Source organism: Denitratisoma sp. DHT3 (genome assembly GCF_007833355.1).
Taxonomy (GTDB): Bacteria; Pseudomonadota; Gammaproteobacteria; order Burkholderiales; family Rhodocyclaceae; genus Denitratisoma.
Genome location: NZ_CP020914.1, coordinates 3,123,759 through 3,136,689, shown reverse-complemented (window position 1 = coordinate 3,136,689; position 12,931 = coordinate 3,123,759). Strand labels below are relative to the sequence as shown.

The following is a 12,931-nucleotide window of genomic DNA, read 5'->3' as shown; positions in this document are numbered from 1 at the left end:
CGGCCGCCCGCATTTCGCCATGAAAGTCCTGTTCGCCACTTCCGAACTCGCACCCTGGGTCAAGACCGGCGGCCTCGGGGACGTCGCCGCGGCCCTGCCTCCCGCCCTGCGCCAGACCGGCGCCGACGTGCGCGTGCTGGTGCCGTTCTATCCGGCCCTGCGCCAGGCCTTTCCCGATGCCGCTCCCTGGGCGGCCGTCCCGCCGCTGGGCGGACGCCTGGGCGGCGCGCTGCTGCGCTCGGCCCGCACCCCGGACGGCACGCCCCTGTTGCTGCTGGAACACAACGATCATTACGACCGGCCAGGCAACCCCTATCTGGGCGCGGACAACCGCGACTGGCCCGACAACCGCCTGCGCTTCGGCCTGCTCTCGCGGGTCGCGGCCTGGCTCGGCAGCGAGGCCTGTCCCGGCGACTGGCGCTGCGACCTGATCCACTGCAACGACTGGCAGACCGGCCTCGCGCCCGCCTATCTGCGCTACCTGGACGAGCTGCCGGGGTCCGCGGCGCGGGCGAAGTCCCTGATCACCATCCACAACCTGGCCTTCCAGGGGCTGTTCGGCGCCGACGCCCTGCCCGAGCTGGGCCTGCCGCCGGAGAGCTGGGCGCTCGACGGCGTCGAATACCACGGCTATCTTTCCTTCCTCAAGGCCGGGTTGCAGCACGCCGACGCCATCACCACGGTCAGCCCCAGCTATGCGCGGGAAATCCAGACCCCGGCCGAGGGCATGGGTCTGGACGGGCTGCTGCGCCACCGCGGCGAGCGGCTCACCGGCATCCTCAACGGCATCGACACCGAACTCTGGAACCCGGCCACCGACGCCTGCCTGCACGGCCATTACGACGTCCTGCGCCTGCCGCAAAAGGTGCGCAACAAGTCCGAACTGCGGCGGGAACTGGGGCTGCGGCCGGCGGAGGACCGGCCTCTGCTCGGCGTGGTGAGCCGGCTCACCGAGCAGAAGGGCCTCGACCTGCTGGCCCGCACGGCCGAGGAGATCCTCGCCCTGCCGGCCCAGCTGGTGGTCCTGGGGCACGGCGACCGCGCGCTGGAGCAGCACTTCCGCAATCTGGCGCTGAGCCATCCGCAACAGGTGGCGGTACACATCGGCTTCAACGAAGTCCTGGCGCACCGCATCGAGGCCGGCATCGACCTGTTCCTGATGCCCTCCCGCTTCGAGCCCTGCGGCCTGAACCAGATGTACAGCCAGCGTTACGGCACCCCGCCGCTGGTGCGGGCGACCGGCGGCCTGGCCGACACGGTGGTCGACTGCACGCCCGCCACCCTGGCCGCGGGCCGCGCCAGCGGCTTCGTCTTCCAGGCGGCGGAGGCCAGCGCCTTCCTCGACTGCGTGCGGCGCGCGGTGGCCGCCTGGCACGACCGCCGCCTCTGGCGGCAACTGCAAATCAACGGCATGACGCGGGACTGGAGCTGGCAAGCCCCGGCCCGGGCCTATCACACCCTTTACCAACAGCTCATCGGCACCCTCTGACGCGGCCGCCTACCCCATGACACCCGACGCCACCCAACCTCGTCCCCGCATCGTCCTGGTCGCCGCCCTGGCGCGAAACGGCGTGATCGGCGCCGACAACCGCATGCCCTGGCGGCTGCCGGAGGATCTGCGCCACTTCAAGGCCCTCACGCTCGGCAAGCCGGTGCTGATGGGCCGCAAGACCTGGGAATCCCTGGGCCGGCCCCTGCCCGGCCGCAACAACATCGTGATCACCCGCGACCCGCGGTATCGGCCCGAGGGCGCCCAGGTGGCCCACTCGGTCGCCGAGGCCCTGACCCTGGCCGGCGCGGTGGAGGAGATCTGCGTCATCGGCGGCGCCGAGATCTACGCCCTGACCCTGCCGCTGGCCGACTGCCTGGAGCTGACCGAAATCGCGCAGGATTTCGCCGGCGATACGCATTTCCCGGCGTGGGAACCGCGCGAATGGCGCGAGCTCCGGCGCGAGGCGCACCAGTCCGAATCCGGACTGGCCTATGCCTTCGTCACCTATCGGCGCGCCACGCAATCCACGTAGTAACGCACCTTGCCCTCGGTCACGTCCTTCACCAGGCCGTGGATGTCGGTTTCGAAGCCCGGGAAGTGCTCGTTGAAATCGCGCGCGAACTGCAGGTAGCGCATGATGGTCCGGTTGAAGCGCTCGCCCGGGATCAGCAGCGGAATGCCGGGCGGATAGGGGGTGAGCAGCACCGCCGTGACACGCCCTTCCAGTTCGTCGATGGGCACCCGGTCGATCTCGCGGTGGGCCATCTTGGCGAAGGCGTCGGAGGGGCGCATGGCCGGCTCCATGGCGGACAGGTACATCTCGGTGGTCAGGCGGGCCACGTCGTTGGCCTTGTACACCTCGTGGATCTGGGTGCATAGCTCGCGCAGGCCGACGCGCTCGTAGCGCGGGTTCTTGGCGACGAACTCGGGCAGCACCTTCCACAGGGGCTGGTTCTTGTCGTAGTCGTCCTTGAACTGCTGCAAGGCGGTGACCAGGGTGTTCCAGCGGCCCTTGGTGATGCCGATGGTGAACATGATGAAGAAGCTGTAGAGGCCGCACTTCTCGACGATCACGCCGTGCTCGGCCAGATACTTGGTGACGATGGCGGCGGGAATGCCGAAGTCGGCGGCGAAGTCGCCATCCACGTCGAGGCCCGGGGTGATGATGGTGGCCTTGATCGGGTCGAGCATGTTGAAGCCCTCGGCCAGGTTGCCGAAGCCGTGCCAGCGCTCGCCGGCCTTGAGCATCCAGGCGTCGCGCTCCTCGATGCCCTCCTCCGAGAGGTCGTCCGGTCCCCAGACCCTGAACCACCAGCCGGCGCCCCATTCCTCATCCACCTTGCGCATCGCGCGGCGGAAGTCGAGCGCCTCGGCGATCGACTCCTCCACCAGGGCGGTGCCGCCGGGCTCCTCCATCATCGCCGCCGCCACGTCGCAGGAAGCGATGATCGAATACTGCGGCGAGGTCGAGGTGTGCATCAGGTAGGCCTCGTTGAACACGTCGCGGTCGAGCTTGTTGTTCTCGGCGTCCTGCACCAGGATCTGGGAGGCCTGGGACAGGCCCGCCAGCAGCTTGTGGGTGGACTGGGTGGAGAACACCATCGACTCCTTGCAGCGCGGCCGGTCGGCGCCCATCGCGTGGTAGTCGCCGTAGAAGTCGTGGAACGCGGCATGGGGCAGCCAGGCCTCGTCGAAATGCAGGGTGTCGATCTTGCCGTCCAGCTCCGCCTTGATGTCCTCGACGTTGTAGAGCACGCCGTCGTAGGTGGACTGGGTGATGGTCAGCACCCGCGGCTTGCCCTTGACCTGGCTGGCGAAGGGATGGGCGTCGATCTTTTTCCGGATGTTCTCCCACTTGAACTCGCTCTTCGGGATCGGGCCGATGATGCCGTAGTTGTTGCGGGTGGGCATCAGGAACACGGGGATCGCCCCGGTCATCATGATGGCGTGCAGCACCGACTTGTGGCAGTTGCGGTCCACCACCACGATGTCGCCCGGCGCGACGGTGGAGTGCCAGACGATCTTGTTGGAGGTGGAGGTGCCGTTGGTGACGAAGAACAGGTGGTCGGCGTTGAAGATGCGCGCGGCGTTGCGCTCGGAGGCCGCCACCGGACCGGTGTGATCGAGCAGCTGGCCGAGTTCCTCGACCGCGTTGCAGACGTCGGCGCGCAGCATGTTCTCGCCGAAGAACTGGTGGAACATCTGGCCCACCGGGCTCTTGAGGAAGGCGACGCCGCCGGAGTGGCCGGGACAGTGCCAGGAGTAGGAGCCGTCGGCGGCGTAGTGGGTCAGCGCGCGGAAGAAGGGCGGCGGCAGCGAATCCAGGTAGGCCGTGGCCTCGCGCTTGACGTTGCGGGCGATGAATTCCGGCGTGTCCTCGTACATGTGGATGAAACCATGCAGCTCCCGCAGCACGTCGTTGGGGATGTGGCGCGAGGTGCGGGTCTCGCCGTGCAGGAAGATCGGGATGTCGGCATTGCGGTTGCGGATCTCGGTGACGAAGGCGCGCAGCTCGGCCAGGGTTTCCTCCGGCTCGTTGGCCAGCTCCTCGTCGTCCACCGAAAGGATGAAGGCCGAGGCGCGGCTCTGCTGCTGGGCGAAGGAGGCCATGTCGCCGTAGCTGGTGACGCCAAGCACTTCCAGGCCCTCGTCCTCCATGGCCTTGGCCAGGGCGCGGATGCCGAGGCCCGAGGCGTTCTCGGAGCGGAAGTCCTCGTCGATGATGATGACCGGAAAGTGGAAGCGCATTTTTTACCTACCCCCTAGCCCCCTTCCCGAGGAAGGGGGTAACGGTTGTTCGTCCGCGAACGCGGACTCCGGATGATGGCTGGCCCCGCCTTGGGGCGGCCCGGCGGCGGGGCCTCGACTCCGACGGCCGCCCATGGTGATTGCTAGATCTTGGGCAGGGTGACGCCCACCTGGCCCTGGTACTTGCCGCCGCGGTCCTTGTAGGAGGTCTCGCAGACCTCGTCGGACTCGAAGAACAGCACCTGGGCGCAGCCCTCGCCGGCGTAGATCTTGGCCGGCAGCGGGGTGGTGTTGGAGAACTCCAGGGTCACGTAGCCTTCCCATTCGGGCTCGAAGGGCGTGACGTTCACGATGATGCCGCAGCGGGCGTAGGTGCTCTTGCCCAGGCAGACGGTGAGCACGTTGCGCGGAATGCGGAAGTATTCGACGGTGCGGGCCAGGGCGAAGGAGTTGGGCGGGATGATGCAGGAGTCGCCCTCCATCTCGACGAAGGAATTCGGGTCGAAGTTCTTCGGGTCGACGATGGTGGAGTTGATGTTGGTGAACACCCGGAATTCACGCGCGCAGCGGATATCGTAGCCGTAGCTGGAGGTGCCGTAGGAGACGATCTTCTTGCCATCGACCTCGCGCACCAGGCCGGGCTCGAAGGGTTCGATCATGCCGTGCTGCTCCGCCATGCGGCGAATCCATTTGTCCGATTTGATGGCCATGCCTTGCAGTTTCCCCTGAAACACGGCGCCCCCGGCAAGCGGGGGCGCGAAGTGGATTTGGGGCGAATTAGATCACAACTCCCCGGTCGTTTCAGGTGTTTTGAACGACGATATTGGGAAACCGGGAAGTCATGTCCTTGGCCTGCTCGGCGACGCGCACCGCCACGCGGCGGGCGATGTCCTTGTACATGGCGGCAATCTGGCCGTTGGGCTCGGCGGCCACCGTCGGCTTGCCGCCGTCGGCCTGCTGGCGGATGTGGATGTCGAGGGGCAGGGCGCCCAGCACCTGGACGCCGTAGTCCGCGGCCATCCGCTCCGCGCCGCCCTTGCCGAAGATGTGCTCGGGATGGCCGCAGTTGCTGCAGATGTGGATGCTCATGTTCTCCACCAGGCCGAGGATGGGCACGCCCACCTTCTCGAACATCTTCAGGCCCTTGCGCGCGTCGAGCAGCGCCAGGTCCTGCGGCGTGGTGACGATCACGGCGCCGGTCACGGGCACTTTCTGGGCCAGGGTGAGCTGCACGTCGCCGGTGCCCGGGGGCATGTCCACCACCAGATAATCCAGATCCCGCCAGCGGGTCTCGTTGAGCAGCTGCTGCAGGGCGGTGGTCACCATCGGTCCGCGCCAGACCATCGGCGTTTCCACATCCACCAGGAAGCCGATCGACATGGCCTGGAGCCCGAGGGCCTCCATCGGCTCCATCGACTTGCCGTCGAGCGAAGCCGGCTGGGCGCCGTGCAGTCCCAGCAACTGCGGGATGGAGGGGCCGTAGATGTCGGCGTCGAGAATGCCCACGCTGGCCCCTTCGGCGGCCAGCGCCAGCGCCAGATTCACCGCGGTGGTGGACTTGCCGACGCCGCCCTTGCCCGAGGCCACGGCAATGATGTTCTTCACGCCGGGGAGCAGCTTGACGCCCTTTTGCACGGCGTGGCTGACGATCCTGTGGCGTACCTCCACCTTGACCTTGGCGGCCCCGAGGGCCGTCAGCCGATCCACCACCCGCTGGCGGATCAGTTCCAGCTGGCTGTTGGCCGGATAGCCCAGTTCCACGTCGAGGCTCACTTCGTCGCCGGAGACCTTGAGATTGCGGATGTTGCGGGCGGACACCAGGTCCTTGCCGGTGTTGGGGTCGATCACTTCTTTCAGGGCGGCCTGAACCAGGCTGTCGGTCATGCTCATGGCGTCGGGAATCCTTGTCTTGTCGGGGTTGGCAAATAGTCGAGTGCAGGCGTCAAGTATAGCCGAGCAAGCCCCTTTGCTAGAATCGCGGCTTTCCAGAATGCCCCTTCCTCCGTCATGACTCCCCGCCAGATTCTCGTCACCAGCGCCCTGCCCTACGCCAACGGCGCCATCCATCTCGGCCATCTGGTCGAGTACATCCAGACCGACATCTGGGTGCGCTTCCAGAAGATGCGGGGCCACGAGTGCCACTACGTCTGCGCCGACGACACCCACGGCACGCCGATCATGCTGCGGGCCGAGAAGGAGGGCGTCACGCCGGAGCAGCTGATCGCCCGCGTCCATGGCGAGCATCTGCGCGATTTCACGGGGTTCCACGTCGCCTTCGACAACTACCACACCACCCACTCGGACGAGACCCGCCATTACGCCGAGGACATCTACGGCAAGCTCAAGGCCGCCGGCCTGATCGAAGTGCGCTCCATCGAGCAGTACTACGATCCGGTCAAGCAGATGTTCCTGCCCGACCGCTTCATCAAGGGCGAGTGCCCCAAGTGCGGCGCCGCCGACCAGTACGGCGACTCCTGCGAGTCCTGCGGCGCCGCCTATGCGCCGACCGACCTGAAGAACCCCTATTCGGCGGTTTCCGGCGCCAAGCCGGAACTGCGCCATTCCGACCATTATTTCTTCAAGCTGTCGGACGCCCGCTGCCAGGCCTTCCTGCGCCAATGGACGCGCCAGGAGGGCCGGCTCCAGGCCGAGGCCGCCAACAAGATGCAGGAGTGGCTGGGCACCGAGGGCGAGAACAAACTCACCGACTGGGACATTTCCCGCGACGCGCCGTATTTCGGCTTCGAGATCCCCGGCGAGAATGGGGAAAGAAACACGGGTAAATACTTCTACGTCTGGCTCGACGCGCCGATCGGCTACATGGGCTCGTTCCGCAATCTCTGCGCGAAAAAGGGCCTCGACTTCGACGTCTATTGGCGCCGCGACTCGCAGGCCGAGCTCTACCACTTCATCGGCAAGGACATCCTCTACTTCCACGCCCTGTTCTGGCCCGCCGAGCTGGAGCAGGCCGGCTACCGCACCCCGACCAGCATCTTCGCCCACGGTTTCCTCACCGTGGATGGCGCCAAGATGTCCAAGTCGCGCGGCACCTTCATCACCGCCGAGAGCTATCTGGCCCAGGGACTGAACCCCGAGTGGCTGCGCTACTACTTCGCCGCCAAGCTGAACGGCACCCTGGAGGACATCGACCTCAACCTGGAGGACTTCGTCCAGCGGGTGAATGCCGACCTGGTGGGCAAGTACATCAACATCGCCAGCCGCGCCGCCGGCTTCATCCAGAAACGCTTCGGCGGCCAACTGCTGCATGCGCCGCTCGACGACCGGTTCCGCGGCGACCTGCCGGGCCTGATGGAAGCGGCCGCGGAGATCGCCGCCCATTACGAGGCCCGCGACTACGGCCGCGCCCTGCGCCGCATCATGGCCCTGGCCGACCAGGTGAACCAGTTCGTGGACAAGCACCAACCCTGGCAACTGGCCAAGGACACGGAGCAGGAAGCCTTGCTGCATTATGTGTGCACGGTGCTGGTCAACGCCTTCCGCCTGCTGACCCTCTATCTGAAACCCGTGCTGCCCAGGCTCGCCGAGCAGGCCGAGTCCTTCCTCGACATCCCCCCGCTGCACTGGGCCGATGCCGCGCAACTGCTGCCGGTGAGCCATGCGATCAAGCCCTACGCGCACCTGATGACCCGCATCGATCCGAAGCAGGTCGAGGCGCTGGTGGCCGCCAACAAGGAGTCCCTGGAGCCCAAGCCGGAGCAGCACTCGCCGCAGCGCCACGCCCAGCACCAGCAGCGGAGCGAGGACAAGCAGCAGGCAGCGCAGGGCAAGGCGCCCCCCTCACCCCAGCCCTCTCCCGCGAGGGGAGAGGGGGCGAATGGCGACGCCGGGGCGCCGACCATAGGGATTGAAGACTTCGCCAAGGTGGACCTGCGCGTCGCCCGCATCGTCGGTGCCGCCCACGTCGAGGGCGCCGACAAGTTGATCCGACTGGAACTGGACATCGGCGAGGAAAAACCGCGCCAGGTCTTCGCCGGCATCAAGTCGGCCTACGATCCCGCCGCCCTGGTGGGCCGGCTGACGGTGATGGTGGCCAACCTGGCGCCGCGCAAGATGAAATTCGGCATGTCCGAGGGCATGGTGCTGGCCGCTTCCGACGAATCCGGCAACACCCCGGGGTTGTTCATCCTGTCCCCGGATTCCGGCGCCACGCCGGGCATGAAGGTCAAGTGACGCGATAGCCGCGGGCGGCGGCCAGGAACGACCGCCGCCCGTACCGGTGCCGGCATTGGCTATATTGGCACTGACGCATTTCGTCAAAGGCCGGCCAATGTCCCGTCTGAGGGCCTTCTTCTCCTTCGCGCCCTTGCGCGCCCGTTTGCTGCTGCTGGTACTGCTCGCCGTGGTGCCGGCATGGGGTCTGATGTTGTATTCGGCCGGCGAGCAGCGCCGCACGGCGACCGAGGGAATCCAGCAGAATGCGTTGCGGCTGGCGCGCCTGGTGGCCGCCAGCCATGACGGGCTCATCGAGGGTGCGCACCAGATCCTGATGACGCTGGCGCAGGTGCCGTCGATTCGCGAGACGGAGCCGCGCACCTGCAATGCCCTGCTGGCGCAACTGCTCAAGCAGTACTCGAGCTATGCCAATTTCGGCGTGGCCAGCCCCCGCGGCGACGTGATCTGCAGCGCCCTGCCCCTGGCCCGGACGGTGAACCTGGCCGATCGCGCCTACGTGCGCGACGCCCTGCGGAGTCGGGCGTTCGCCATCGGCGAGTATCAGATCGGGCGCATCTCCGGCAAGCCCTCGGTGAACTTCGGCTACCCCATCCTGGATGCGGCGGGCAACGTGCGGGCCGTGGTGTTCGCCGCCCTGGATCTGGCCTCGATCAATCATGTCGCCGCCCGCACCGAGTTGCCCGAGGGCGCGGCGCTGACCGTGATCGATCGCAACGGCGTGATTCTGGCGCGCCATCCGGCGCCGGCCGCGTGGATCGGCAAGGTGCTGCCGGAAGCCCCCCTGGTCAAGGCCATCCAGGCGCGGGGCGGAGAGGGCACCACCGAGGCGCAGGACGTGGATGGCGTGTTGCGGCTGTATGGCTTCACCCCGCTTGCCGCCAGCGGCTCGGGACTGGGGGTGTTCCTCAGCGTCGGCATGCCGAAAACCCTGGTGTTCGCGCAGGTGGATCGGGTCTTCCGCCACAGCCTGATCGCGCTGGCCATCGTGGCGTTGCTCGCGCTGGCGGCCGCCTGGATCGGCAGCGATGCATTCATTCTGCGCCAGGTGCGCGCCCTGGTGGCGGCCACCGGACGCCTCGCCGCGGGCGACCTGCACGCACGCACCGGCATGGGCGGCGGGAGCGGGGAGCTGAACCGGCTCGCGCTCGCCTTCGACGCCATGGCCGGGAGCTTGCAGGCACGGGACGCGGAAGCGCGGCGCGCGGCGGAAGAAATCTGGCTGCTGCAGACCATGACGTTGGCGATCAGCACCGCGCCGGATCTGCATGCGGCGCTGGCGGTCGCGCTGCAGAAAATTTGCGAAACCACCGGCTGGAGCCTGGGCCAGGCCTGGACGCCGGGCCGCGACGGCCGGACCCTAGCGTGCAGCCCGGGCTGGTTTGCCGGCGTTGCCGGGCTGGACGAATTCCGCCGACTGAGCGGCGGCTTCACCTTCGCGGCGGGCGAGGGTCTGCCGGGGCGGGTCTGGCGCGAAAAGGCCCCGCTGTGGCTGCAGGACGCCACGCAGGACGCCAATTTCCCGCGCGCCGCGGCGGCACGTACCGCGGGCCTCAAGGCCGCCCTGGCGGTGCCGGTGCTGGCGGACGAGGAGGTGGTGGCGGTGATGGAGTTCTTCATGCTCGAACCGCGCCCCGAGGATGTCCGGCTGGAGCAGTTGGTTTCCGCCGTCGCCGCGCAATTGGGTGCGGTGATCCAGCGCAAGCATGCCGAGGACAGGGTGCGGCACCTGGCCTACTTCGATGCGCTCACCGATCTGCCCAACCGCGCACAGCTCCAGGAGCGGCTGCAGAACGCGCTGATCGCCGCGCGCCGCGACAGCCAGCCGCTGGCGCTGTTGATGTTCGCGCTGGAGCGCTTCCAGGAGATCAATTACACGCTCGGCCAGGACAATGGCGACCAACTGCTGCGCCAGATCGGGCCGAGGGTTCACGCTTTGCTGCGCGAGCGCGACACCCTGGCCCACTTCGGTGGCAGGCATTTCGCGGTCCTGCTGCCCGACGTTGGCGCCCAGCAGGCAGCCGAGACAGGCATCCGCATACTCAAGGGCTTCGAGCAGCCGTTTGAAAACGCCGGCATCACCGTGGAAGTCGGCGCCATCATCGGCATCGCCGTCTTTCCCGGCCATGGCGAGGACGCCGCGGTGCTCATGCGCCACGCCGAGGTCGCGCTCTACAAGGCCCAGCAGGATGGCAGGGCCTATGCCCTCTACAACGCCGAACAGGATTTCTACAACCCACGCCGCCTGCAATTGATGGGGGAACTGCGCTCGGCCATCGCGGAGCGCCAACTGGTGCTTTATTGCCAGCCCAAGCTCGATCTCCGGAGCGGGGAGATCGTGGCGATGGAAAGCCTGCTGCGTTGGCAGCATCCCGCCTTCGGCCTGGTATCCCCCGACGCGTTCGTGCCCCTGATCGAAAGCACCGGCCTGATCGGTCCGCTCACCCAATGGGTGCTGGACGCCGCGCTGATCCACTGCCACGCCTGGCAGCAAGCCGACATGCGCGTACCGGTCGCCGTCAATCTTTCCGCGCACAATCTGGCCGATCCCCGGCTCATCGACACCATCCGCAACGCCCTGGCGACGTGGGGCGCGGCGCCGGACTGGCTCGATCTGGAAATCACCGAGAGCGCCATCATGGGCGACCCCGCGGCCGCGCTGGAGCAGCTGAAACAGCTCAAGGACATCGGTTTCCGCCTGTTCATCGACGATTTCGGCACCGGCCAATCGTCGCTGGCGTATCTGCAGAAGCTGCCGGTCGATGCCATCAAGATCGACAAGTCGTTCATCCAGCCGCTGCTCACGGACCGCGACGCCGAGCTGATCGTGCGTTCGACGACGGAACTGGGGCACAACCTGGGCCTGAAGGTGGTCGTCGAGGGCGTCGAGAACCAGGCGCTCTGCGAACGCCTCAAGACCCTGGGATGCGATGAGGCGCAGGGTTATTACGTCAGCCCGCCCATCCCGACGGACCAGTTCATCGACTGGAGCAAGACGGTGCCCTGGCCACTGCGGACGGCGCATGCATAGACGCATACCGTGTCCGCTTGCATTTGCACGGCGCCTGTGCAAATCTGCGCCGCCCGCACGCCGGGCCATTCCAAGACCGTGGTGAGATGAATGAAATCGCCTGATCCCGTCGCTGCCCCAACCTTTGCTCAAGGCGCCAGCCCCACGGCGGCGGCGCGCGTCCCGCTTGCCGGAGCGCGCCGCTGATGTCGTCCGCCACGGAAGTCCGCCACCTGCTCGTCACCGGCCGCGTGCAGGGCGTCTATTACCGTGTCAGCCTGCGCGAGGAGGCCCTGCGCCTGGGCGTCACCGGCTGGGTGCGCAATCGCCATGACGGCAGCGTCGAGGCCATGATCGCCGGCGCACCGGAAGCCGTCGCCGCCCTGATCGCCTGGTCAAGAAGCGGTCCGCCCGCCGCCCGGGTGGAGCAGGTGGCGGTGGAACTGGGCGAAGGCGAGTTCGCAAGCTTCGAACAGCACGCCACGTGCTAGCAATCCGTCGGCCGCTGGCCGGCATGAGCCGATCGCCTCATTGCATTCTTCAATCCCCCTGATAGTCTGAGTCGATTGACATTCCCCGGCCGCATCATCAACATGTCGGGCCCTCGCATCCGCAACCCCACCCCCAACCCCAACCCCAACAAGGAGAAAAACATGGCCGTTCTCGTCGGTAAGGCAGCCCCCGATTTCAGCGCCAACGCCGTTCTGGGAAACAACGAGATCAAGCAGATCCGGTTTTCCGAGCACATCAAGGGCAAATACGCCGTACTGTTCTTCTATCCCCTGGACTTCACCTTCGTCTGCCCGTCCGAGCTGATCGCCTTCGACCATCGCTACGAGGAATTCGCCAAGCGCGGCGTGGAGGTGCTGGGCTGCTCGATCGATTCCCAGTTCAGCCACCTGGCGTGGAAGAACACGCCGGTGGAAAAGGGCGGCATCGGCCAGGTCAAGTACGCGATGATCGCCGACGTCAAGCACGAGGTCTGCCAGGCTTATGACGTCGAATCCGCCGGTGGCGTGGCTTTCCGCGGCTCCTTCCTGATCGACAGGAATGGCGTGGTGCAGCATCAGGTCGTCAACAACCTGCCCCTGGGCCGCAACATCGACGAAATGCTGCGCATGGTCGATGCGCTGCAATTCACCGAGGAGCATGGCGAGGTCTGCCCCGCCGGCTGGCAGAAGGGCAAGGCCGGCATGAAGGCCAACCCGGATGGCGTCGCCAAGTACCTGGCCGAGCACTCCCAGGAACTCTGATTCCATTCGAGTAGAAGAAATTCCGACGGCCGCTCAACCGCGGCCGTTTCCATTTGGCTCATCGAATCGCCAGAAAATGCGGCGCACTCGATAAATTTGTTGCTAAAACCCAACATTTTTATTTCAGCCTGGTTACAAATCGCTCCCCGCGCCGGATTTCAATGCCGGAGAGATGCATAATTTGTCCGCTTGCAGTGCACCATCGACTCGCGGCATGGGGACGCCAGTGGTTAAACA

General features: G+C 66.6%; 9 protein-coding genes. 6 read left to right on the top strand and 3 right to left on the bottom strand.

Going from position 1 to position 12,931, the window contains the following annotated elements:
* The first annotated feature begins 19 nt into the window (after positions 1-19).
* Entirely contained in the window at positions 20-1,489 is a 1,470-nt protein-coding gene (gene glgA / locus B9N43_RS14470; protein ID WP_145842899.1) for a glycogen synthase GlgA, read from the top strand.
* Positions 1,490-1,505: 16 nt separating this feature from the next.
* On the top strand, positions 1,506-2,024 hold the full coding sequence (locus tag B9N43_RS14465) for a dihydrofolate reductase (protein ID WP_145842898.1): 519 nt from the start codon (positions 1,506-1,508) through the stop codon (positions 2,022-2,024).
* Here B9N43_RS14465 and B9N43_RS14460 read toward each other — a convergent pair.
* The 3 genes from B9N43_RS14460 to apbC form a co-directional block, all read right to left on the bottom strand.
* Positions 1,997-4,240, bottom strand: a complete 2,244-nt coding sequence (locus tag B9N43_RS14460) for an arginine/lysine/ornithine decarboxylase (protein ID WP_145842897.1) — start codon at positions 4,238-4,240, stop codon at positions 1,997-1,999. The genes B9N43_RS14465 and B9N43_RS14460 overlap by 28 nt on opposite strands.
* Before the next feature lie 143 nt (positions 4,241-4,383).
* Positions 4,384-4,950 (bottom strand): dCTP deaminase, encoded by a 567-nt coding sequence (dcd, locus tag B9N43_RS14455; RefSeq protein ID WP_145842896.1) that lies wholly within the window; start codon positions 4,948-4,950, stop codon positions 4,384-4,386.
* 91 nt (positions 4,951-5,041) lie between these two features.
* On the bottom strand, positions 5,042-6,130 hold the full coding sequence (apbC, locus tag B9N43_RS14450; RefSeq protein WP_145842895.1) for an iron-sulfur cluster carrier protein ApbC: 1,089 nt from the start codon (positions 6,128-6,130) through the stop codon (positions 5,042-5,044).
* A gap of 117 nt (positions 6,131-6,247) precedes the next feature.
* Between apbC and metG the strand changes: the two genes are divergently transcribed.
* The 4 genes from metG (at position 6,248) to B9N43_RS14430 (ending at position 12,694) form a co-directional block, all read left to right on the top strand.
* The gene (metG, locus tag B9N43_RS14445; RefSeq protein WP_145842894.1) at positions 6,248-8,431 is read left to right on the top strand and encodes a methionine--tRNA ligase; all 2,184 of its coding nucleotides are present in this window, start codon (positions 6,248-6,250) and stop codon (positions 8,429-8,431) included.
* 97 nt (positions 8,432-8,528) lie between these two features.
* Entirely contained in the window at positions 8,529-11,462 is a 2,934-nt protein-coding gene (locus B9N43_RS14440; RefSeq protein ID WP_145842893.1) for an EAL domain-containing protein, read from the top strand.
* Positions 11,463-11,647: 185 nt separating this feature from the next.
* Positions 11,648-11,932 (top strand): acylphosphatase, encoded by a 285-nt coding sequence (locus B9N43_RS14435; RefSeq protein ID WP_145842892.1) that lies wholly within the window; start codon positions 11,648-11,650, stop codon positions 11,930-11,932.
* A gap of 162 nt (positions 11,933-12,094) precedes the next feature.
* Positions 12,095-12,694 (top strand): peroxiredoxin, encoded by a 600-nt coding sequence (locus tag B9N43_RS14430; RefSeq protein ID WP_145842891.1) that lies wholly within the window; start codon positions 12,095-12,097, stop codon positions 12,692-12,694.
* Positions 12,695-12,931: the final 237 nt, after the last annotated feature.

Excerpts from the sequence above, each read along its gene's own strand:
- glgA (WP_145842899.1), top strand. The coding sequence starts at position 20 with ATGAAAGTCCTGTTCGCCACTTCCGAACTCGCACCCTGGGTCAAGACC.
- B9N43_RS14465 (WP_145842898.1), top strand. The coding sequence starts at position 1,506 with ATGACACCCGACGCCACCCAACCTCGTCCCCGCATCGTCCTGGTCGCC.
- B9N43_RS14460 (WP_145842897.1), bottom strand. The coding sequence starts at position 4,240 with ATGCGCTTCCACTTTCCGGTCATCATCATCGACGAGGACTTCCGCTCC.
- dcd (WP_145842896.1), bottom strand. The coding sequence starts at position 4,950 with ATGGCCATCAAATCGGACAAATGGATTCGCCGCATGGCGGAGCAGCAC.
- apbC (WP_145842895.1), bottom strand. The coding sequence starts at position 6,130 with ATGAGCATGACCGACAGCCTGGTTCAGGCCGCCCTGAAAGAAGTGATC.
- metG (WP_145842894.1), top strand. The coding sequence starts at position 6,248 with ATGACTCCCCGCCAGATTCTCGTCACCAGCGCCCTGCCCTACGCCAAC.
- B9N43_RS14440 (WP_145842893.1), top strand. The coding sequence starts at position 8,529 with ATGTCCCGTCTGAGGGCCTTCTTCTCCTTCGCGCCCTTGCGCGCCCGT.
- B9N43_RS14435 (WP_145842892.1), top strand. The coding sequence starts at position 11,648 with ATGTCGTCCGCCACGGAAGTCCGCCACCTGCTCGTCACCGGCCGCGTG.
- B9N43_RS14430 (WP_145842891.1), top strand. The coding sequence starts at position 12,095 with ATGGCCGTTCTCGTCGGTAAGGCAGCCCCCGATTTCAGCGCCAACGCC.